The sequence below is a fragment of the Stieleria sp. JC731 genome, from assembly GCF_020966635.1.
Classification (GTDB): Bacteria; Planctomycetota; Planctomycetia; order Pirellulales; family Pirellulaceae; genus Stieleria.
Genome location: NZ_JAJKFQ010000011.1, coordinates 51,797 through 73,807 on the forward strand (window position 1 = coordinate 51,797; position 22,011 = coordinate 73,807).

The 22,011-nt window shown below is 52.7% G+C and carries 14 protein-coding genes; 8 read left to right on the forward strand and 6 right to left on the reverse strand.

Annotation, left to right across the window (positions count from 1 at the left end; all coding sequences use genetic code 11):
* The first annotated feature begins 1 nt into the window (after nucleotide 1).
* The gene (locus LOC67_RS17290; RefSeq protein ID WP_230263903.1) at nucleotides 2-412 is read left to right on the forward strand and encodes a hypothetical protein; all 411 of its coding nucleotides are present in this window, start codon (nucleotides 2-4) and stop codon (nucleotides 410-412) included.
* Nucleotides 413-951: 539 nt separating this feature from the next.
* The gene (locus LOC67_RS17295; protein WP_230263904.1) at nucleotides 952-1,710 is read left to right on the forward strand and encodes a class I SAM-dependent methyltransferase; all 759 of its coding nucleotides are present in this window, start codon (nucleotides 952-954) and stop codon (nucleotides 1,708-1,710) included.
* Here LOC67_RS17295 and LOC67_RS17300 read toward each other — a convergent pair.
* Nucleotides 1,704-3,740 (reverse strand): esterase/lipase family protein, encoded by a 2,037-nt coding sequence (locus tag LOC67_RS17300; RefSeq protein WP_230263905.1) that lies wholly within the window; start codon nucleotides 3,738-3,740, stop codon nucleotides 1,704-1,706. The two genes, LOC67_RS17295 and LOC67_RS17300, sit on opposite strands and share 7 nt — an antisense overlap.
* A gap of 254 nt (nucleotides 3,741-3,994) precedes the next feature.
* Between LOC67_RS17300 and LOC67_RS17305 the strand changes: the two genes are divergently transcribed.
* The 5 genes from LOC67_RS17305 to LOC67_RS17325 all read left to right on the forward strand — a co-directional run bounded on the left by LOC67_RS17305 (nucleotide 3,995) and on the right by LOC67_RS17325 (nucleotide 11,749).
* Nucleotides 3,995-5,164 (forward strand): multiheme c-type cytochrome, encoded by a 1,170-nt coding sequence (locus LOC67_RS17305; protein WP_230263906.1) that lies wholly within the window; start codon nucleotides 3,995-3,997, stop codon nucleotides 5,162-5,164.
* A 5-nt stretch (nucleotides 5,165-5,169) separates the two neighbouring features.
* Nucleotides 5,170-6,612, forward strand: coding sequence for a heme biosynthesis protein HemY (locus LOC67_RS17310; protein WP_230263907.1), 1,443 nt, complete (start codon nucleotides 5,170-5,172; stop codon nucleotides 6,610-6,612).
* Between the two features lie 209 nt (nucleotides 6,613-6,821).
* Nucleotides 6,822-8,201, forward strand: a complete 1,380-nt coding sequence (locus tag LOC67_RS17315) for a DUF1501 domain-containing protein (RefSeq protein ID WP_230263908.1) — start codon at nucleotides 6,822-6,824, stop codon at nucleotides 8,199-8,201.
* Nucleotides 8,201-10,138, forward strand: coding sequence for a DUF1549 and DUF1553 domain-containing protein (locus LOC67_RS17320; protein ID WP_230263909.1), 1,938 nt, complete (start codon nucleotides 8,201-8,203; stop codon nucleotides 10,136-10,138). Before LOC67_RS17315 ends, LOC67_RS17320 begins: the two co-directional genes overlap by 1 nt.
* Before the next feature lie 243 nt (nucleotides 10,139-10,381).
* Nucleotides 10,382-11,749 carry a Gfo/Idh/MocA family protein gene (locus LOC67_RS17325; protein WP_230263910.1) on the forward strand — a complete coding sequence of 456 codons (1,368 nt, stop codon included), beginning with the start codon at nucleotides 10,382-10,384 and terminating at the stop codon, nucleotides 11,747-11,749.
* 94 nt (nucleotides 11,750-11,843) lie between these two features.
* Here the strand turns inward: LOC67_RS17325 and LOC67_RS17330 are convergent, their stop codons facing one another.
* From LOC67_RS17330 to LOC67_RS17350, 5 genes are all read right to left on the reverse strand, one after another.
* Nucleotides 11,844-12,329 (reverse strand): hypothetical protein, encoded by a 486-nt coding sequence (locus LOC67_RS17330; protein WP_230263911.1) that lies wholly within the window; start codon nucleotides 12,327-12,329, stop codon nucleotides 11,844-11,846.
* A complete protein-coding gene (locus tag LOC67_RS17335; protein WP_230263912.1) occupies nucleotides 12,302-12,904 on the reverse strand; it encodes a hypothetical protein in 603 nt (200 codons plus the stop codon). Before LOC67_RS17335 ends, LOC67_RS17330 begins: the two co-directional genes overlap by 28 nt.
* Before the next feature lie 97 nt (nucleotides 12,905-13,001).
* Nucleotides 13,002-17,234: a neutral/alkaline non-lysosomal ceramidase N-terminal domain-containing protein gene (locus LOC67_RS17340; RefSeq protein WP_230263913.1), complete on the reverse strand. Its 4,233-nt coding sequence runs from the start codon at nucleotides 17,232-17,234 to the stop codon at nucleotides 13,002-13,004.
* Between the two features lie 56 nt (nucleotides 17,235-17,290).
* Entirely contained in the window at nucleotides 17,291-18,727 is a 1,437-nt protein-coding gene (locus LOC67_RS17345; protein ID WP_230263914.1) for a sulfatase-like hydrolase/transferase, read from the reverse strand.
* A 358-nt stretch (nucleotides 18,728-19,085) separates the two neighbouring features.
* Nucleotides 19,086-19,622 carry a hypothetical protein gene (locus tag LOC67_RS17350; protein WP_315861078.1) on the reverse strand — a complete coding sequence of 179 codons (537 nt, stop codon included), beginning with the start codon at nucleotides 19,620-19,622 and terminating at the stop codon, nucleotides 19,086-19,088.
* 553 nt (nucleotides 19,623-20,175) lie between these two features.
* Here LOC67_RS17350 and LOC67_RS17355 point away from each other — a divergent pair.
* Nucleotides 20,176-21,966 (forward strand): peptidylprolyl isomerase, encoded by a 1,791-nt coding sequence (locus LOC67_RS17355; RefSeq protein WP_230263916.1) that lies wholly within the window; start codon nucleotides 20,176-20,178, stop codon nucleotides 21,964-21,966.
* Nucleotides 21,967-22,011: the final 45 nt, after the last annotated feature.

The window sequence follows — 22,011 nt, forward strand, 5'->3', positions numbered from 1 at the left end:
AATGGCGAATCCGTATCAATCACCCAAGCTGGATCGCGACGAACAAGCGACGTCCAGCAGCAATCCGGCAATGCCATTGCTGTGTTTAGTGGGTGGATACCATGTCGTGACTGGGATGCTGGCATTTTTGTCAGGTCTTCAAGCCGGTTTGCACATCATTGGGATTGGGATCGCCATGGTCCTCCTTGGAAGTGCGACCGTCTGGATCGCTCTGCGGCGTTATTCCCAGCCGCTTCGAATCGCAACGATTGTGTGGGGGACCATTCTGGTCGCGGTGTTCAGTTTCGTTGGATGGAAATCGATCAAAGACGCGAGGGACGTTGCCGCGATCTATTTCCTGCTTGAACTCGTTGTCGTCATTCCGATTCCCTTTTTGGCGTATCGAGTCAGGCCGTCCGAGGTTGGGAAATGATTCGCACAAACTGTCTCCTTTGACACAGCGAGAATAATTGAAACTCGCTGATCGAGCGTAAAAGTCCACTCTATTCGATATCGCTCGCCAACCACAAAGCTCGCTAATCGACTCGGCCATCAAGCTGTGAGTTGAATTTGGAGAGCCGACTGCAATAGTTCGCTAGTGCTTTCGTACGGGTTCGAGTTGTCAGCCGACGGGCAGTAGCCGCGGTTGTTGCATTGAAACCGTGGCTAACGCCATGCGGCTGATCCCGAAGTTGCTTGGAGTGAGAACCGTGGCTAATGCCGTGCGGCTGATTGCGAAATCGGTTTGGGGTGAGAACCGTGGCTAACGCCATGCGGCTCATTGCGAAATCGCTTGGAGTGAGAACCGTGGCTAACGCCATGCGGCTAATCCCGAAATCGGTTTGGGATGAGAACCGTGGCTAATGCCGTGCGGCTGATTCCGAAGTCGCTTTGGATTGCCGTTGATGATCTGTACACGTGTGCTGGTCGCGATTTGCGGTTTGTCTTGTTGTCCTTCATCGAAAAGTTGACATGTCGAACTATGACTTGCAAACCATTAATGCGAAGAACCCGATCGCACGGTATTCCCACCGGACCCGAGTTCGTCACTCGATTGAGCTTGCGAAAGGCCGGTTGGCGTCGGGGCGGATTCTGGATTATGGGTGTGGGTCTGGGGTGTTCGTCAATGAAATGAACCAGATCCGTTCCGGCATCGCGTATGGGTACGAGCCTTACTTGAAGGATCGTACCGCTGAAAACCTTCCGATCTATCGCGATTTCGAAGATGTAAAGGCGTTCGGCCCATTTTCGACAATCACCCTGTTCGAAACTCTGGAGCATCTTTCAGCAACCGAGTTGGACGAGTTTCTCGAGCGGTCGTCACAGGTGCTCGATGGCGAGGGCCGGATTTTGATCAGCGCCCCGATTGAGATCGGACCGGCGTTGATTATGAAAGAGCTGAACAGGACGTTCCTTAAGTTCAAAAAGTCAGAGCATCACTTTTCGGAATTTGTCAAAGCAGCCGTGTTCGCGAAGCCTGCCAGACGAGCACCCAACATCAAATACAGTCACCGTGGATTTGACTTCCGTCAAGCGATTCAGGAGATTGAGTCGCGTGGTTGGAAGGTCACTATCCTGTCGTTCAGTCCCCTGCCTGTGATCGGCTGGTACGGGAATTCGCAGGTGTTCATGTCGGTCGCCAAAACCACGTCGCTTGATGATGTTCCTGTGGCAGACGATGCGAACCTTGTGAAGACCGGCGACCGATCAGGTGCAGTGTCGGTTCAATAGAGTTCGCTGACCAAAACTTCGGGACGTTCTACATCCGAAGATGCTGCTGGCGATTCAGTCGAAGGGAGCACGGCGATTCGGTCCTTTGAATCAATCTCGCGGAGGTGATCCAAAAGGATTCGCCGGACTTCAAAGATCGCTTGGCCGGTCATGTGGATTTTGGTGTGTTCGGCATCAACGACAAGCTCGCTTTCCGTGTCGGCCATTGTGGCACTGTCGTAAGCAACGACTCCGTCTCCGCGGCCCACTTTCTTTTGGATCAGAGTTGGATCCGAGAGCACACCGATGATGTTGTGATAATGTACTTCCGGAGAGTACTTCGCTCGCATCATCACCGGGAAGATCGGTGATTCGGGAGCCAGCGAATCGATCGCGTTTGCCATCGTTAGCAATTCGGTGTCACGAAAGAAGTTGGGATTCGTATCCACCAAGGTTTCGCCGGTTGCCGTGTTGATCTTGGGAAGCTTGATTACCTTGCGTGCCAACCAGCGGGTCACATCATTTGCGAATCGGCTGCCGCGATGTGGCGTGCCAATCGTGATGACGCGTTTGACGGATTGATTGGGTTGGAAGTACAGGGTGCTGACAAGCTTGTCACGCTGTTGTTCTTCCCCATGCAGTTTTTCTTTGGGTTGATCACTGACGATTCGCCAAAAGTCATCTCCACTGTCGATGGTCTGCATTCGACTGACCAAGCCACCCATGCTATGTCCGACAAGGACCATCTGGTCGATCGGGGCGTCGCGTTTCATTGGGTCAAACGTTTGCCGCAGGTCTTGCAAATCGCTGCGAAGCTGAGTGGCACTGATCCAAAAAGGCTGACCGGATGGATAGAGATAGAACCAAAATTGGTACCGTTCACGGATCTCTGCAAAGCTGCGAAGGTCGTTGAACATGTCCATCCAAGTTCTTGGACTGGACCAAAGCCCGTGGACCATCAGGACCGGGATTCGATTCGGATCGTAGGGTTCCAGCATATAGACACCACGATTTTTTGTCGCGCCGGCTGGATTGATCAAGCCTTCGGTTTCTTGATTGCGTTCGCGGAACCGTGGTGTATCGAGAAAGAATGCAAGCGGTGTGGTCAGGTCTGTTTCGAGCGGAACCCAGTGATTGGCAAGCTTGACTTGGTTTGCTTTGAGGGGATCGAAGAACTCCAGCACGCATGTGTTCGCGCCGCCTTCACCGTCTTCCGGTTTTGTACAACGCATCATCGCGGTGACAGCATAACTAAGGCCTTCGGGATAATACTTCTCGCGTGGGTCGCGTTCGCTGTCGCTTTTTCGTACGGCGATCATGGGAACGCCGAGTCCGAACGTGGTGTGTTTGCTACGGAGTGTCTGAATTTCGTAGTCGCTCACGAATTCATAGTGATCAAATTCGTCCGGGCTCCACTTGCCACGCATCTGGGTTTGGATGACGAATTCTTGGTCGTTCGCTTTAACGCGATAGCTTTGCCCCGGCTTGATATGGCGTTCTTTGCAAAGCAGGCGAAGGGTGTCTTCAAGCGACTCGTTGTACAGGTCGCATGTTTCACGGAACTGTGGATCGTAGTGGTTGCGGGTCTGACTAAGTTCTTCAGAAAACAGGTAGTCGTAGCTATTCGTTAGCGTGACGCCAAAGTGTGCAAGGGCGTCACTTTCCCGGCCGTCTGATTCGGCTTTCTTGCCTTCGACATACGACAATTCGGCCAATGAGTGGATCAGTTCAGGATCGCGATTTTCTCGAATGGTTTGTTGTATTTTTTGAAGGCAGACGCTGGAGTCGTCCGTGTAGCCTTCACGAAGCCCGTATCGGCGGAGCGTGTTCCAGGTGCGATCGCTGATATGAGGCCCGGATCGGTTCATCAACCGCAGTGATGCAGTCAGCGGATTTTCGCGAACATCGCGGGGCGAAAGATAGCGGACTGTCGAGCAACCGGAGCAGGCGATTTGCAGCAGCAATATGCAAAGCACTAGCGACGCGTGCGGTCGATTGACCGTCGCGTTTAGCGTTGAGTAGACCGGCTGTTTCTGGTCCGTGGCAGGCATCCTAGTCGTCCGTCATGCAGAAATCCTGCGCAATCCTGGCGCAGCGTCGGAGACGGTAGAGTTCATGGCGTGGTCGTGTCAACGTCTTTCAGGTTTCACGGAAACGTGTTTCACGGCAGAGATTTCCGCTCACGAAAAACAGCGCGGGCTATCCGATTACGATAAACTGACCCTTTCGATAACTCTTGGAGAGGTGGGCTCGCCAAGGCGTTGCTGAAGTACCCTGCTCTGCTGCCCGGTGGATAGAAAGTTTGATGGCTCGCTCGACCGCGTCGTTGGTTTTCATGTTGATCGTTCTGGCGCTAGCGATATGGATCGTCCGTGGCAGCGACACTTCATACAACGACACTCCATACAGCGATACGAGAAACATGAACGCCGTTCAGGCGTTGGATTCAGGATCAGAACCGGATTCGTCTGCCACCTTGGTCGGTAAAGAAACTTGTGCGGAATGCCATCGAGAGAATTTTGATTTGCATGCGAAGTCGGGTCACGCACAAACATTTCACAAAGGGAATTCGCCTCGAGTTGTCGAGCACTTTGCCGGCAAGACCGCTGCGGCTGGAGATCCGTTTGGACATTTTACCTACGTTGCTGGTGAAGGCGGACTAAAGGTCCTACGCCATGATGACCCTGACCTTTCCAAACTATCACCAGGCAACGTTGACGAAGAACTATTCCAGTTTGGGCTCGGTTCGGGGCAAAACGCGATCACGTTGATCAACTTGCAGGAAGACAAGGCGGGCGTTCCGAATCTGTTGGAGCACCGCGTTTCGTGGTTTCAATCACACGCCGGTTTCGGGCTGACTCCGGGCCACTTGCATCATCAACCCGACGGGGATCGTGAGTTGTTTGGTGAATTGATCAAGGATCGATCGCTGCAGCAATGTATCTGGTGCCACACGACATCTGGAACGGTGGTCGGTGGCCATATCGAAGACTTGGTTGCCGACGTGAATTGTGAAAAGTGCCATGGTCCAGGAAGCGAACATGTTCGATTGGCACGTATAACGGATAATCCACCGCCGTATTCGGTTGGTAAGTCCGATTGGGATTTTGAATCTGAGCTTCAGCTCTGCGGAAGCTGCCATCGTCTGCCACGCCATGTGGATCCGAAAGACATTCGAGACTACATCCCAATGATGTTGCGATTTCAGCCGATCGGTTTAGTACGCAGTCCTTGCTACCTAAAGGCTGACGGCAAGTTGATGTGTTCGACTTGCCATGATCCGCACGCTCATTTCAAAACGAAGTCGGAGCAGCAGTACATCGACGACTGCATCGGTTGTCATCAACCAGAGAATGATCAGCATACGATCTGTCCAGTTTCTTCAGCCGACGGTTGTATCGAGTGCCACATGCCGGCAACAACAGTTGAACAGGGAATGGTTTTTCATGATCACTGGATTCGGGTTCGAAAGTGAGAGCGATGGCTGCTGAATTCCTGGTTCGCGTCCGATCGGTTCAAGCAATGCAGAGGTCTGTTTTGGTGATGCCTTTTCGGTGCCTCGACGCTGCGTTGCTGATCGCCATCGTTGGTTTTGTTAGTGGATGTTCGCGATCGGATAAAACCGAACAGCCCAAGCCTATTGTGGTTTCGACGCCTGATGTTGCAGGCAACTCAGGCCAGGCAGAAGCACCCAAGTCCGATGATCAGGCGACGGAAACGAGCCATGATGATCCGAAGCCGATCAAAGAAGAACCACCAATTGACCCGATGGTTGCGGCCGAGTTGGCATCGTCGGCGCTGGCAAACGAACAGTTCGAAACGGCGTATCAGCAAGCGAGAATTGCCTATCGCCAAGCACCCGAAGATCCCTCCGTCATGTTTGTGATGGCTCGCGTTCTGGGGCAGAGGCAAAGGTATCCTGAGGCGATTGGCTTGTTGGATAAAGTGGTGTCGAAAGACCCACAAGCAACGTTGCCTGCTTTAGGTCAATCGTCTGAATGGCTCATTCAAGATGGTCAGTGGGGCGAAGCTGAGAAACGGCTACTGAAGATTCTTCAAATGGTACCGTCGGTCGCGATGGTACAACGGGAACTGGGAAAGTTGTACTTGCGTGAAGGTAGGCGTTTTGAAGCCGCGAAGTATCTGCGTTCACTTTGTCAGCAAGGTGAACTGTCAGTGAAGAACCTGCGATCGCTAATTCGGTTAGCTCTGGAGCTGAAGGGCGAGCCTCCTACTGAAGCCTATGAACCGATCGGGCGTTTAGGCGTGGCACGACGTCAAGCGGTTGAGCGAGGTTATCAGGAGGCATTGAAAGTTCTTGATGGTCCCGTTCTGAATCGCTTGGTGCTAGCCGATCGCGAGGCTGGTTTGCGAGGCCGTTTACTGGCCTATCAGAAGGATGCGGAAAGGCTAGAAGCCTGGGCGGCAGAATTTAGCGAATCGATCAATCCGAAAGCGTTTCCGGATGCATTGTTCGCTCGTGGGCACTGGCATTATCAAAATGAGCGTTGGGAGAAGTCGATTGCAGATTTCAAATCGGTTGTGCTTGCGGATCAAACCGATGCTGAGGCTTACTTCATGCTGGCGACATTGTTCGAACAATTGGATGATGAAGCCAAGGCAAACGCATTCAAGCAACGCGCCGAATTGATTGTCGAGACAAGACGTCAGGCTGAAAGCACTGTCGGACCTGAGGGGATTCAGATTGCGGCGATCGATTCGTTAGCTTCCACATTGCGAGAACTTCATCGTGTTGACGAAGCCCTTGCGTGGCAAGCACTGAAAATCGCCTACGATCAGCAGCTTTCCAAGGATGAACGGCAATCCGCGATGGAGTCGGTAAACCAAGCACGTTTACAGTTCCTGAAGACTTCGCAATCCGAGCCGTCTCGTTCGTTCATTTTGTGCGAGATCGAAGACTAGCCGCCCAAAAGCATCAGACGACCGTCCTGGTCCGCTGCGATTCTGAAATGATATAGGTGTTCAAAACGAATCGCGATGCCGCTTGGGCAGTGCACCGATGTAAGTCGTCGGGCAGTCGTGAAATCGCTTATTCCCACGATCTTGTCTGGCTCGTGTAGAATGGGCCGCATGTTCAATCTTTCTGCATCTCAAACCAATGCAGGCATGCGATGGATCGACGCCAATTTTTAAGCTCTGCTTCCGGCGGTGCGAGTCTCTTGGCCCTTTCATTGCTCGACGGTCAGGCCGCCGTTGGTGCGACTCATTCGCCAGCCCCTCATTTCACGCCTCGGGCTAAACGGGTGATTTGGCTGTTCATGCACGGTGGGCCGAGCCATGTCGACTTGTTCGATCCGAAGCCGGATTTGCAGAAGTACGCCGGTAGTGCGTTGCCCGAAAGTTTTGGCAGCGTGATGACACGGCGAAAGGTTGCGAAGAATCCTTTACTTGGGCCGATCCGTCCTTTCCGACCTCGTGGTGAATCGGGGATCGAGATTTCTGATTTCTTGCCCGAGATATCAACCGTTGCTGATGACCTTTGTGTGATTCGATCGCTTCATGGCGACAGTGTGAATCATCCACAGTCGGTCTATCAGATGAATACCGGCAGCATCTTGATGGGGCATCCCAGTTTTGGCAGCTGGCTGTCGTATGGGTTGGGAACCGAAAATGAAAACATGCCAGCGTTCGTTGTGTTGCCGGATCCGGGAGGCGGATTGAAAGGCGGGCCGGCCGCTTGGGGAAATGGATTTTTGCCGGCGTTGTATCAAGGGACAACGATGCGGCCGGGAAAGGCACCGATCCTAAATCTGAATTCACCCCAAGGCATCAGTGATGTGCGGCAACGCTCGACACTTGATTTCTTGAACCAATTCAACCGGCGGCACATCTCTCAGCGGGACTTTGATGACGAGCTTGCTGCGCGAATGGAATCGTATGAACTTGCGTATCGGATGCAGTCAGCAGCTCCGGAAGCGGTAGATCTGTCGCAAGAAACGGCGGAGACGTTAGCTCTTTATGGAATCGATCAGCCGGAAACGAGGGATTACGGTCAGCGGTGTTTACTCGCACGCCGTTTGATTGAACGCGGTGTGCGGATTGTGCAGGTCTATTCCGGTGATACCAACGGTTGGGATGCGCATCAGGATGTTGATAAAAATCATACCGAGTATTGTGCTCGGACAGACAAGCCGGTCGCGGCCCTTATCAAGGACTTGAAGCGATCGGGCTTGCTAGACGACACCTTGGTGATTTGGTGCGGCGAATTCGGACGGATGCCAATGAGCGAACAAGGCAAAGGTCGGGATCACAATCCCTGGGGCTATTGCGGTTGGCTTGCGGGGGCTGGGATTCAGGGTGGGCGAACCTACGGCGCGACTGACGAGATCGGTCTGCGTGCTGCCGAAGACACCGTGCATGTCAATGAATTTCACGCGACGCTACTGCACCTGATGGGACTGAATCCTTTGGAGCTTTCATATTCGCACAACGGTCTGGATGAGCGACTGATCGGCCCTCAAGATGTTGATGTTGTCGAGGGGCTGATTTGATGTTCCAGCGATCAACGATTTACTATGCACGATGGTTTTGGGCGACGTCCTACGCAATCTTCTTTACCGTGGTCGCTCCGGCAGAGGAGACCAGCGAGTCCAGCGTGGTGGTGATCGAAGAGCAAGAGATCACCAAGTACGATCGTGACCACTGGGCTTTCCATTCGATCACGTTGCCTGATATTCCGAAGACGTCGAATCCCAGTTGGTGCAACACAGCGATCGACCGCTTCATTTTGGCAAAGCTGGAATCCGAAGGTATCCGCCCTGCCCCAAACGCTGATCGTTCGACTTTGGTCCGTCGGATTTATTGGGATTTGACAGGTCTGCCTCCGAAAGCAAGCCAGGCTCAGGCTTTTGTTAATGATGATGTCTTGGGTCAACAAGAAGCCTACGAAAAGCTGGTCGATCGGTTGTTGGCTTCGCCCGATTACGCACAACACACAGCCCAGTTCTGGCTGGATTTAGCTCGCTTTGCCGAAACGGATGGTTTCGAGCACGACAAGATTCGCCCGACAGCTTGGAAGTATCGAGACTGGGTGATCAAGGCATTGGGACAGGACCTGCCCTATGATCGTTTTATTCAGTGGCAGATTGCTGGCGATCAATTAGAGCCACAAAATCAGGATGCGCAATTGGCAACCGCATTCTGTGTTGCGGGGCCTGACATGCCCGATATTAATTTGATGGATGAACGTCGGCATGTGTTGCTTAATGAGATGACGTCCACGGTGGGAAGTGTCGTGATGGCATTGCAAGTGGGGTGTGCGCAGTGTCACGATCACATGTACGACTCCATCAGCCAAGCTGACTTTTACCGTTTGCGAGCGTTTTTTGATGACGCCGTCAAGCTTGAAAAAAACAAGTCGGTCACCATGTTGACCAGTGTCTCATCAGATCAGCCCAGCCGTTTGATGACGCGAGGTGACTTTCGTCGCCCGGGACCGGTCGTGCAAGCTTCGTTTCTGCGACTGTTGAATGCTGACGAACGGCAGCCGCAAAATGACGCTGCCAAACGAGCCGCCTTAGCCAAATGGTTAACCGATGGCAGGCATCCTTTGACCGCTCGAGTGATCGTCAATCGGATTTGGCAGATGCACTTTGGGCAAGGATTGGTCGCGACCCCAAATGATTTTGGGGTGCTAAGTGATTCCCCTTCGCATCCCGAATTGTTGGACTACCTTGCTGCACAACTGATGAATAACGGTTGGAGTTTGAAATGGTTGCATCGCGAAATTGTTCGATCAAGTGTTTATCAGATGGCCAGTCGGTTCAGTGACGGCGTTGTATCAAGGCAGGATTGGGACGAATCGCTAGAGGTTGATACGGCGAACCGCTTGCTGTCTCGCTATCCGAGACGAAGGTTAACGGGCGAGGCAATCCGAGATGGCATGTTGCAACAGAGCGGGATGATTAACTCGACAATGGGAGGGCCCGGCTTTCGACCGCCTTTGCCATCGGACATGGTCAAGACGCTATTAAAAGGACAATGGAACGTGACCGAGGAGCCTGCCGAGTTTGGGCGACGCAGTGTCTATCTATTTGCTCGGCGCAACTTGCGATACCCATTTTTCGCGACGTTTGATCGGCCTTCGGCTGACCAGCCATGTGCTTGCCGCAACGAATCGACCACAGCGGTTCAGTCACTCACGCTTTTCAATTCCGATTTGAGCATGTCAGCCGCTCGAAGGCTTGCGGAGGAATTGGGGAACGAGTCTAGCGATATTCAAATGCAGATTGATGATTTGTTTTGGAGACTATTTTCGAGGTCGCCTGAGCGGACAGAACGTCAAATGGCGGCGGAGTTTTTGCAATCTCAGCAGCAGTTGATCGAACAGCAAAGTGACTCGATTGGCGAATCTGAAGCTGCATATTTAGCGATGGTGGACCTTTGTCGAAGCCTGTTCAATTCGAATGGGTTTGTCTACATCGAATAGCTTTTCTAGGCCTCGCGTTTCCGCAATCCGTTCCGCGATCCGACCTTTTTTCGATTGAAATCGTGGCGATTTGGCGATCTGCAGCTTGTTTTGATGCGCAATTCGTGGGGCCAGATGCCTGAAATTGATGGTGGCGTTGCAGGCCAGCTGCGGAGAGGTTGAGTTCGACATGGGAGCCACAAAGGCGGCTATAATGCTGACCCTTCCATCTTCCTACTTCCTCCCTTCCTTTTGGGAACAGCCATGTCTACAACGCGTCGGCAATTTATAAAAACGACCGCAGCAGCTTCCGCGATCGCCACGACCGCACTGTCATCTACAGAATCGGTTCAGGCTCAGGAAGATTCCGGAAAGTTGCGACTTGCATCGATCGGTGTTGGTGGCTCACGTGGACGTTACAACCGCGGCGGCCAGATCGCTCGTGAAGCGGCACGATTCGCGAATATGGTTGCGGTCTGCGACGTCGACAAATTGCATACCGAAGAATTCAACAAGTCTTTCGGTGGCAAGTTGAATGAGTACACCGACTATCGGGAAATGCTGGAAAAGGAAAAGCCACAGGTTGTCACCATCGGCACGCCGGACCACTGGCATGTGCCGATCGCGATCGCTGCCCTGCGAAGTGGCGCCGATGTCTATTGTGAAAAGCCGCTGACGTTGACGATCGACGAAGGCAAACAGATTTGCAAAGTCGTCGAAGAGACCGGGCAAGTTTTTCAGGTGGGAACACAACAGCGAAGCACGAAAGACAAATTCTTGACTGCTATCGCGATGGTCCATTCGGGACGACTGGGTAAGAACGTCAATGCTTATGTCGCGATCGGTGGTGCCCCAGGCGACGGGCCATTTGATTACACAGAGGCTCCCGAAGGTCTCGACTGGAACATGTGGGTTGGGCCGGCACCCGATGCGGATTACTGCGAACAACGGCGTCGCATGTTCCGATGGTATTTCGATTATTCCGGCGGCAAAATGACCGACTGGGGAGCCCACCACATCGATATCGCTCAGTGGGCGCTTGCTCCAGGTGAGACCGGCCCTACGCGAATCAAAGGCACCGGCACGTTTCCGAAGATCGTCCCGAGCGATTTTGACTGGGCGAGTTACTTGGATGGCGAAGCGACGTTGCCAAACGGTTACAACACCGCGACTGAGTTCAGTATCGATCTGAAGTATGACAACGGTTCATTGATCAATGTGAACAACCACTACAAACGCGAAAGCGATAATGTGGACTTCCCCAACGGCATTCTGTTCGAAGGTGACAAAGGTCGGATCTTTGTCAACCGTGGCAAACTAGCTGGGGCTCCGGTGGACGCATTGACTGATGCTGACAAGCAGGAAATCGATGAGTACATCACTGAGCTGTGCAAAGGCAAACGGCCTGGCAATCACATGGGCAACTTCTTCGATTGCATCGAAGATCGAAGCAAACCGATTTCAGATGTGTGGTCACACCATCGCACGATGACCTCCTGTCACCTGTGCAATATCGCTTTGATGACCGGGCGAGAGTTGCAATGGGATCCGAAACAGCAGATGTTCATCGATGATGATGACGCCAACCGATATCTCAGTCGCAAGTCGCGGCAATTCGATACCGTCGCGTAATCTAAACCGCGTCATCCAAACATCGACAGAACGTCAATCGCTAGAAGAGCTTGGGCCGTCCCAAGCTCTTTTTTCAATTTGCAAGTCGTCTGTACTAGTGCGTCTCTGGATCAGAAGGTCGCAAAAGGTTGATGCAGTCTTTTCGAAATCGAAGGTATCCGACTGTGACTGTAACTGCACAAAACGCAGCGATCGAGATTTCGTGTGCGCCGGCATTGATCAGCCGGGCCGTGTCCAACAGTTGGTCGCCGGCAAACCATGCAAGCGTCAAATAGGTGCCGTTGGCAAGGATACAGAAATCGGCGATCAACCACGCGTACCGATTGCGAATCAGACTGGCCAAAACCACTGGCCCGATGACGCCGAAGATCGGTCCCATCCAAAGGGTGATTAGTGGAACCGGATCTGGTTGGTGTAAAGAGTACGGTAGTCGCCAAGGGACGATGTCGTAGCGAACCAATGACGCGCCGGAGAGCCAACCGCCCAGGATGTGTCCAAGCTCGTGCGTGACGACCATGATCGACCAAGCGATTGGCAGAACGATCGCCAGTTCTATGACTCGTCGTCGGCGTGTCCGCATGACATCAAATGTTCAAAGCATTTCGGGCATTGTTCGATGTCGCATTCGGGAACATGAAGTTGCCCCTTTAGGACTCCGCAATCGCCACAATGTTCCATTGTTTCGATGGGCATGTCACGTTCACTGCCAAAGCGAATTCGTTTAAAGACCTCGCCCTCAAGTTCGATCGTTTCGATCGACTGCGCCGCTTCGATTTCGGCAGGCCACTCTTCGTCCATGATGACACCGTTGTAGATCACCTCGCCTTCACCAGGTTCGTGATCATGGTCATCGAAATTGACCGTTTCCCAATCAAATAATGGAGCCAAATCTTCACCATTCAAGAATGCCGCAAAAGCTTGGCAAACGTCCTCGATGGTGGTTGAGTCTGGATCGATTCCGTAGTGTTCGTCTTCGGAACCGTTGCGATATTCCAAGCACCACGCGGATTCATCATCGCGTCTGGTTTGTACATAGACCTCTTCTTTACTTTCGAGGATCGCGTACTCTTCGATACCGAGGTTTTGAAGTGCTTCAAGCACCACTTCTTGACTCGGTGAGCTAATCAACTTGGAATCGTTGACGTTTAGATTCATTTTTGACTCTTGTGAAGAAAAGATAGCCGCCGCGGCTGCAACAGACAGGCCAAGCGGGAGATTTTCGTACACACAAGTCTATTTTGCAATCGACCAATCAGAGGGATTGGATGTATTCGATCAGAGCTTCAATCTGTCGCGGGGCAATTAGGTTTTCAAATCCTTCAGGCATGATGGAAATACCAGAGTTCTTCATCGATTCGATGTTTCCGCGACGAACTTGCAACCTGGTTCCGTCCGCTTGGGCAAGGTTAAGAACGTCTGCGAGTTCGGATTCGATCACACCGGTCAAGACACGTCCGTCCTGCGTCTCTATTAGATAGGATTGGTACTTGGGATCCAGCGCGCGATTCGGATCGAAAATCGCGGGCACAATTGATTTTGCACTGCGGTCAGACAAGCTAGCGAGGTTAGGCCCAATCGCCAGTTGATCGTTCTTGGGTTGGTGGCAGACGGCACAGTGTTGATTGAACAGCTGCTTGCCTACATCGAGCTGGTCGGCTCTTTTTTCCGTCTGCGAGACTTCCTTGAGATACCTTTGCACGACGTCTTTGCGTTTTGCCGAGTCTGGATTTCCGAGCAACCGAGACGCTCGAACTTTCGACGATCTGCTTCCCGATTGGATCAATTGCTGTTGGAACGCCAGCGGGATGTCGTGTACCGAGATGCGTTTGGATTCTAAAGCGTCCAGTAAGAGTGTGGGGCCTTTGCGGTGTTGCAAGACTTGAGCCAAGAAATTGGTGCGCACTTCGAGTGACATTGAATCCAATTGGTCGAACAATAGATCGAGCGACGACGGATCTTGATTTTTGGCGAGTTGACTGATTGCGGCACATTGAACCGAGGAGGGTTCATGTAGCGAGATCAGTTGAAGCAACTTCGCGCGAGTTTGCTTGGATTCATCGAGCAGCCGGATCGCATCACATCGCAAGTTGTCATCACGGCTACGGTCGGTCGCAATCGATTGGGCTTGCGATTGCAGCTTTATTATCGCCTGACTGATCGTCGATCGCTGTGACTGCGACTTGTTGATTAAAGAGTCAGCCAGACGGAATCGCACCTTCAAATCAAGCGTCGATTCGGCAAGGACTTGAGTAATCAAGGTAGCGGAATCTTCACTGATTTCAGATCGCATCTCAATCAGTTGTTCTATGAGACTAAGACGCGGTTGGCTGACGGTGACAATCTTTTGAATGATCGATTGAAGCACGTTTTCCAGTACCGTGGGGGATACATGGTTTGCTGAACTAGCGATCGCGGTCACGAGCCAATCATCCAAGTCGGTGCGTTGGGCGGCGAGTGTAAGAGCGTTCGCCTGGGTGTCTTTATCTTTCAAGTCGCCAATCGCCAGCACCGCTTGCAGGGCAACGTCAAGCGATTCATCTTGAACAAGTTTTGAGAGAGCATCATGGTAAGGAGATGCGGTATTTGGGCTTTTGGCGATCGATGCTCGCAAGACGCGTATGGATGCAGACCTGAGTTGGGGATCGGTGTCAGCTAGTGTGCTTTGAAGGAACCCTTCAGGCAGTGCGTCCAGGTGCAGCAAAATCCAAAGCGAATGAAGTTTGGAATGGGAAGTTGAATTTGGGGCGTCGAAGGATGCTTTGAGCTGTTCGATGCAGCTATCGGCCTGGCGTTTGTTGCTTGCCAATTCAATCAGCTTTTGCTGGGCTAGATCACGTCTAGGTCCAACGGGAGAACGCAAGCACTGGATCAATTCGTCGATGGAGTTTGGGATCTGCCGCGAGGTCGTTATCGAGCGTTTCGAGGAATTCGGTGTTGCCTTCGGAACGATTCGGTAGATTCGGCCGCAGTCGTCACCAGCACGCACGTTCAGGCTCGCTTGCCATGAGTCAGGTATCCATTCGGGATGCTCAATCACGGCGCGGTACATATCCACGACCCACAGCATGCCATCGGGCCCAACGGTGACTCTTACTGGGCGAAACCATGGATCTGTCGATGAAAGGAATTCCGACTGCTGTTCACCAGGCGAACGTCGTGCTTTGAAGGTTGGGCCCTGAACAACGAGTTCGGAACGATGAACCAAATTGTGTACAGGTTCACAGACAAAGATTGATGGGTTGCCGGATGAATCGAAGGCGGGCGACTGTGCGACGATGCTGCTACACGCCGAGGTGAATCGATTCGCCGCAAATAGATCGTTGAAACGTTCTTCGGCTGATGATCGTGGAAAGACTGGCGGTGCAATCGCGGGAGTAAAAAGGGAATGCGTCCCCTGGCCAAATGATGCGTTTAAGTTGCGGCTTAGGTCGGCATCTTCGATCGGATAATGGTACATGGGATTGGAATTATGATTCCCAAACCAATGCCCCCAGTCATCACGGCTTCGGATGTACTGGGTACGTCCGCTGGTCGTTTCGATATTTCCGGTATCGGGAAAAATCTTGATGTCATGCCCTGAGGCGTTGATGGTTTTGCCGGTGATATGACTGGATAGTTCGCCAAGGTTGTCACCTGCCGAGAGGTGGTAGCTGTGATCGAGACCGTAGGAAAATCCACCGACGCGGTGTTGTGGATTGGCGAGGCGAAAATTATCGTAAAGCGTTTCCGTATGGTCTGCTTGACCATCGCCGTTGGTATCGCGAGCGTACAGGATTTGGGGGGCAGCGCAGACCAATGCGCCGTCTTTGTATGGCAGCACACCGGTTGGAAAGCTCAGTCCATCAAGAAAGGTTATGGCGTGATCAAAAATGCCATCACCATCTCGGTCCTCCAAGATACGGATCCGGCCGTCTTCTTCGGTTTCGGGGTAGCCACCCATTTCCACAACCCAGACTCGGCCGGTCGTATCAAAGGCCAAGTTGATTGGATCTTTGACAAGTGGCTCGCTCGCAACCAATTGAACTTCATAGCCTGGGCTGACCTGGATCTTCTGCGCAGAATCGTCAGGGGACAATGCTTCGGCACGGCCGCCATGATTGACCAGCTTCGCGACTTGATTGATCAAAAGGTCTTCGCTACCAGATGCCCAGGGCCCAGGCAGTCCATAGTAAATTCCCGACCGATCGTATTCGTATCCGCCTTCGGCACGCATGCGTTCACTGGCAACGTATCCCATGACGTCATTCGAATAGGCTGAAATCCAGAGGTTATTGGCGTTGATCGTGCTGCGCAATCGATTCGCATAATCGACAACGACTTCCCCACCAAGGAAGACCATGCAGAGCTGGTCGCCAAACTGCCAAGCTTGAATTGGAACTGGGTAAGTTGCCGGCAGTCGACCCTTTTGTTGATAGGTTTTCAACAACTGCTGAGCGTGACGCCGAGCTTGGGGATTACTCTCGCCGAGTCGCAGTTCGAGTTCTTCTTTCGTCGGCAGGTCAAATGACAAGGCGGCATAGTCAAATCCAGTGATCAGCGATTGATCGATCGTCTGCATCATATCTGTGGAAATGACTCGCTGGACTTCACCTGCCAATGTATCACCGTGAGCCTTAGCCAGCTGCACGGTCCCACGAGGGCTGGGATTGGCGTCAGCACCGCAACCGATCGTGCACAAGGCGATCACGCCTTCGTTTGCGTTTTCAATGTTGGTCGTCGCGTAGCCTGCCCAGTCAGCGTTGATTTGGTAATAGTCTCCACCAAGAGTGGTGCAGTGGCAGGCGTAATTGAACACCACGCCACGTAGCTGATTGTCTTGGCCAGTGATTTTCAAAACGGGGACTCGATGATCAACCGGTCCATTGGCTTGAACACCAAACCCGGTCCAGCGTCCGTCTTGCAAAACACGGCGGTTGGCTGCGAAGGTGGCTTGGCCTTGTGCGTACGAAAGCTTGGCCGGTGACAAATCTGCGATCGCTCGGTTGGCCGCTTCGACGACTTTGGCACGCAACGTCGTGACGTATCGAGAAACCACTTCACTTTCCGATTCTGTCAGTGGCGTAGAGAAAATATTCGCCAACTTCTGGTTCAGACTTGGGCCAGCATGCGTATGCGTGCAGGAGATCGCGATTCGATTTCGCGGGATGTTGTGTCGGGCTTTAATTGCTGCGGCGACTTCATCACTAAGTTTTGCCGAGAAACCGATGTTATCGACCGTGATCAGGATCGCCGGCGAGCCAGAGGGATTGTCTTGTTCGGCAATCGCGATCGCGCGTGCAAACAAACGTGTTTGGATGCCTTCGCTGGGATGATCACGGTTGCCGTAGCCAGACATCCGAATGCGTTCGGATGGTGTAATGTCAACTTTAGCCAAACCGACTCGGAACACCGTGTTGGATTGCGTTGCCGATTGCGACCAGACGTGAGAGCCGGTCACAACGAACACGAAAAGTACGCAACCAAAAAGCAGTCGAGGCTGAGGCATGGCCGATCTCCGGTTTGTGATTCAACCGGAAGTGATGCCAGCCTTCCCGAGCGGAGTTACTTGTGGGAGCCGGTCAACCGGTTGGGGAATGCAGGATCCAGTTGCCAATTCGGTGGGGGAACGAAGCCTTTATTGCCTTGGGAATATTCAGGTACGCTTCGTTCGGGTTGCAGGGATCGATATTCTACCAACATCGCGCCTAGTTGGTCGCGAATGTCTGTATGGTCTTTGACCAAGTTGGCTTTTTCGTAGGGATCTTTCTCGAGATGGAATAATTCGGCCCGGTTGGTCCCATCGCTCAGTTGGTCGACGGACTTCAAACGCGGTCCGTTGACCTTCAGTTTCCAGCCGCCGGCGGTAACGGACAGGTGCTCATCGGCCTCGCCTCCTTGACCATGATAAGAGAACCAAGGGCGGTCAAGCGGATCGGGTGTCGCAGTCGAATTTGGATCCTTCATCGCGTGAAGCAAGCTGACGCCGTCGAACGGATGGTTCGACGAGCTACCAACATCTGCTCCGGACACATCCAGCAAGGTTGGCATGATGTCGATGTAGCCGCAGGTTCGGTCGAACTTTTGACCGGCGGCGATTTTTGCAGGCCATTTGATTGCCGCGGGAACACGAATGCCGCCTTCGTAGACGGTTAGTTTGCTTCCACGAAGCGGATCGTTGTTCTCACGGATGTTTCCGACACCGCCGTTATCGCTGAGGAACCAAACGATTGTGTTGTCTTCTTCACCCGATTGGCGAATGGCATCCAGGATTTGACCAATCCCTTTATCCATTTCCCAAATCATTGCGGCATAGATTTGTCGACGGGTCGGTTCTTTTCGATCGGCGGGGACTTTCAGCGAGGCAAATTTCTCGATCGCCTCGTCAGGTGCTTGGAAGGGCGAGTGTGGGGCGTTAAATGGGATGTAACAGAGGTAGGGTTCGTCTTCCGCTGCGACCGTCTTGATCCAGTCAGATGCGTCTTTTGCGATCAAGCTGGTCGCGTAACCTTGTTCATCGGAGGCTTCGTAGTTGTCGTGCCAGTCACGGACGTCTTCGCGCGAGAGTTCGAAATAGTCGATCGCGCCGTTGTAGTGGCCATGGAAATGAGTAAAGCCACGTGCATTGGGATGCCATTTGGCTCGGCGATGACCGAGGTGCCATTTGCCAAAGATGCCGCGATGTTTATAGCCCTCTTTGCCGAGTGCTTCCGGCAAAGTTGTTTCGTCTGTTGCCAAGCCAAAGTCACGATAAGGTGGAATCACCGCGCGAGCCAATCCGTATCGGATCGGGTAGCGACCGGTCATCAGTCCAGCACGTGTCGGCGAACACATCGGGGCGACGTAGAACTGATCCAGTTCCATCCCCGATTGAACAATCGAGTCGATGTTCGGTGTGATGTACTGCGAGTTGTGATAGCCGACGGCATTCCAGCCCAGGTCGTCAGCTAGCAGGATCACGATGTTCGGCTTCGTCTGTTCCGCCATCAGCGCTTTGGTCACGACGTTCGAAACAGTCAGTATTGCTAGGAAGGCAAACGAATAAGAAAAATTCAAACGGGCGGAAGGCATTTTTGTTTTGACCAAGCGGGAGATCATCAAAGTTGGAAGGAGGAAACGTTCGAATTGGCTGCCGAAGCAGGGAAATTTAAACGTCCCCAATGATACCTCGTTCAACTCCTGATTGCTCTTGTGATCGTGCGGAAAGGTTCTTCGCTTGGTGCCGCGAATTCTCAGCAATTCAGGGAAGCGATCGTTTGTTATTGATTCCCGATTTAGCCGTTTGGGTCGGCGCATAAAAAAACCCGATTCCAAAATCTTGGAACCGGGCTTTGTACAAGCGGAATCCTGTCGTGGCGGACTACAGTTCGGGCGTCGTGTAAGGTTCGACGTCGCCAACCATGTGGAAGTGGTTATGGTCGATGTAGACCACTTCAACCGCTTCACGATCATGCAATGTGTGTGGCACGGGATAGCCGATCGTGGTCTTCTCTTCGAAGTAGATCGTGCACTTGTAGTGTGCGTGGTGCAGTTGTGCCGGTCCGATCAAAGGATAGAAACGCGGTGGGTCAATATAGTCGGCGATCTTTTCTTTGATGATGCGGACGTCATTGCGTTGTTTTTCGTACAGCAATGGAACGCCGCCTTGAACGGGACGGGCATCTTCCAGAGCGTGCATGATTTCGTCGTCACTTGGTGGGTCCAGTGCGACAGGAGCTCCGCCAGAAGTCGTTGGCCCTAGGATCGGCACGCGTTCGTAACGCTCATGCTTCCAGAATTCTTCTTCGGCTTTGTGCTGGTAGTAAGGGCTGACAGGAATTGGGAATCCGAGGAATCCCAAGCTGTATCCGCCGCTGACGCCATAGCAACCGGTCGATGTGACGGCGGCAACAGCCATTGTTGCCAATCCGAGTTTACGAATAAGTGCCGTCAGGGCACCGGTTCGTTGACAGTTCGTCTTGATGGTCATCCGAGCAACCTTCCATGGTGTTCGTTAACAGGGCCGTTGTCTCCAGACGGCTCTTTCCGCTTGTAGAGTCAGTTATCGTGTGAACTTATATGGATCTTGCGGGTAATTCAGGACTTTTGCCGATTCGCCGTAGACTTCACGATCACCGCAGCGTGGAACAAAGGATTTCAGGCAAATTCGCGTGATCCCTTCGGTCGGGGCCGGATTGAACTTGAGTCGTTTTATGATTTTTCTTAGCCTCCGCCGCGAATACTTCGACATGTCGGCTCGATGCGACGAAAAACGCGATTCAAGGCGAATCGCAACGCATCAGCAACTTGCTCGCTGTCCCCTCAATCATCTGCTAGCAAAACAGTTGCAGATAACGCGGCACGCCATCGAGACTGGCAGTGTCTGGCGAAGGCGGACCGCGTGCAATCGTCGAAAGACCCACCTTATTACCGAAGATCTCGATAGACAGCGATTCAAAGGAGTGATCGTTATGGTCCAGCCTCTCCGGCCTCTCGCAATCAAGCGGACGCTTGCCATCGTTTTGGGCGCGTTACTGTTTGCTAACACCGCCGGCCAGCGTTTGGCTCACGGCGAAGAATCTAACCCTGTTGTTGCCGTCGTAAACGCGGATCCCATCACGCGGCAAATGTTGGCTGATGCCACTTTGGAGCGGCATGGCGAGCAGGTGTTGGACAATGTCATTATTAATCGCCAGCTGATTTTGGAAGCCTGCAACGAACGCGGCATGCAAGTCAGCCAGGCCGAAGTCAGCGAAGAAATCGGTCGCTTGGCGACCAAATTTGGTTTCAGCGTTCAAGACTACTTGAAGTTGTTGCAAGACGAACGTGAAATCGATCCAGGTCGATATGGCCGTGAAATCATCTGGCCGATGTTGGCTCTGCGAAAGTTGGTGGCCGACCAAGTCGAACCGACTGAAGAAGAGTTCAACCGTGCTTTCGTCGCTCAATATGGTGAAGCGGTGAAGTGCCGAATGATCATGGTCGGCGATCAAAACAAAGCTCAGATGCTGCATCGCGAAGCGAACGCCAATCCGGACAACTTCGCCAACCTTGCCAAGCAAAACAGTGACGATGAAGCCAGCGCCAGCGTCGGAGGATTGATTCATCCGATTCGTCGCTACATGGGTGATTCACGCCTCGAGGAAGCTGCATTCAGTTTGCAGGCCGGCGAGATCTCACCGATCTTGCAAGTCGGCGATCAATGGATGTTCGTCCAAGTTGTTCGACGTATTCCAGCGACCGTTCCAAACGCCCAAGCGATGCCGGCAATTCGTGAGCAAATCAATGATCGCATCCGCGATCAAAAGATGAAAACAGCCGCGACCGAGCTGTTTGCTCAGCTACAGCGAGATGCAAACGTAGTCAAAGTCTTCGGAAACCCCGAGCTTGAGAAACAACATCCGGGTATTGCGGCAATCGTCAACAACGGACGTATCACCATCGCTCAATTGGCTGCCGAGTGCGTTAAGCGACACGGCAAAGATGTTTTGGATGGAGAGATCAATCGTAAGTTGCTGACGCAAGCTTTGTCGAAAGCGAAGAAGCAAGTTTCCGATGCGGACCTCAACTCGGAAATCGAACGCGCCGCCAAAAGCTATGGCTTCATCAAGGCCGATGGTTCAGCGGATCTAAAATCGTGGATCGATTCGGTTACCAGCGATGGCGAAACGACCTACCCGCTGTATGTGAAAGATGCCGTTTGGCCAAGCGTGGCGCTGAAGAAGCTGGTCGAAGATCGCGTACAGATTACCGAACAAGACTTGGAAGTCGGTTTCGAAAGCAACTTTGGACCGCGCGTCGAAGTGCTTGCCTGCGTTTTGGGCGATCAACGCACCGCACAAAAGGTTTGGAAGATGGCACGTGACAATCCTTCCGAAGAATTCTTTGGTCGATTGGCCGAAGACTACAGCGTCGAACCCGTTTCGGCCAGCAACAGCGGAAAGGTGCCTCCGATCCGAAAGTACAGTGGTCAACCGACGATCGAAGATGAAGCGTTTGACCTGAAGCCGGGTGAGTTGAGTGGCGTTATCAGCGTTGGTGACAAGTACATCTTGCTGAAGTGCCAAGGTCGGACTCAGCCATTGGTCAGCGATCGCGAAGCCGTCCGAGGCGAATTGATCCGTGATCTGACCGAGCGAAAGTACTCTGTCGAAATGGCCAAAGCGTTTGACAAGTTGAAAGACACCGCCGAGATCGAAAACTACTTCACCGCGGTCAAGGAAATCGCTTCGGCAGCTCGTGCGAATGCGGCTAAACGCTAGCCGACGGTCGCTGCTAATCAACGGCTACTGGTACCAATCGAAATT

Bases quoted from the DNA above. Each gene is read 5' to 3' on its own strand.
- LOC67_RS17290 (WP_230263903.1), top strand. From the start codon at position 2: ATGGCGAATCCGTATCAATCACCCAAGCTGGATCGCGACGAACAAGCG.
- LOC67_RS17295 (WP_230263904.1), top strand. From the start codon at position 952: ATGTCGAACTATGACTTGCAAACCATTAATGCGAAGAACCCGATCGCA.
- LOC67_RS17300 (WP_230263905.1), bottom strand. From the start codon at position 3,740: ATGCCTGCCACGGACCAGAAACAGCCGGTCTACTCAACGCTAAACGCG.
- LOC67_RS17305 (WP_230263906.1), top strand. From the start codon at position 3,995: ATGGCTCGCTCGACCGCGTCGTTGGTTTTCATGTTGATCGTTCTGGCG.
- LOC67_RS17310 (WP_230263907.1), top strand. From the start codon at position 5,170: ATGGCTGCTGAATTCCTGGTTCGCGTCCGATCGGTTCAAGCAATGCAG.
- LOC67_RS17315 (WP_230263908.1), top strand. From the start codon at position 6,822: ATGGATCGACGCCAATTTTTAAGCTCTGCTTCCGGCGGTGCGAGTCTC.
- LOC67_RS17320 (WP_230263909.1), top strand. From the start codon at position 8,201: ATGTTCCAGCGATCAACGATTTACTATGCACGATGGTTTTGGGCGACG.
- LOC67_RS17325 (WP_230263910.1), top strand. From the start codon at position 10,382: ATGTCTACAACGCGTCGGCAATTTATAAAAACGACCGCAGCAGCTTCC.
- LOC67_RS17330 (WP_230263911.1), bottom strand. From the start codon at position 12,329: ATGCGGACACGCCGACGACGAGTCATAGAACTGGCGATCGTTCTGCCA.
- LOC67_RS17335 (WP_230263912.1), bottom strand. From the start codon at position 12,904: ATGAATCTAAACGTCAACGATTCCAAGTTGATTAGCTCACCGAGTCAA.
- LOC67_RS17340 (WP_230263913.1), bottom strand. From the start codon at position 17,234: ATGCCTCAGCCTCGACTGCTTTTTGGTTGCGTACTTTTCGTGTTCGTT.
- LOC67_RS17350 (WP_315861078.1), bottom strand. From the start codon at position 19,622: ATGGCTGTTGCCGCCGTCACATCGACCGGTTGCTATGGCGTCAGCGGC.
- LOC67_RS17355 (WP_230263916.1), top strand. From the start codon at position 20,176: ATGGTCCAGCCTCTCCGGCCTCTCGCAATCAAGCGGACGCTTGCCATC.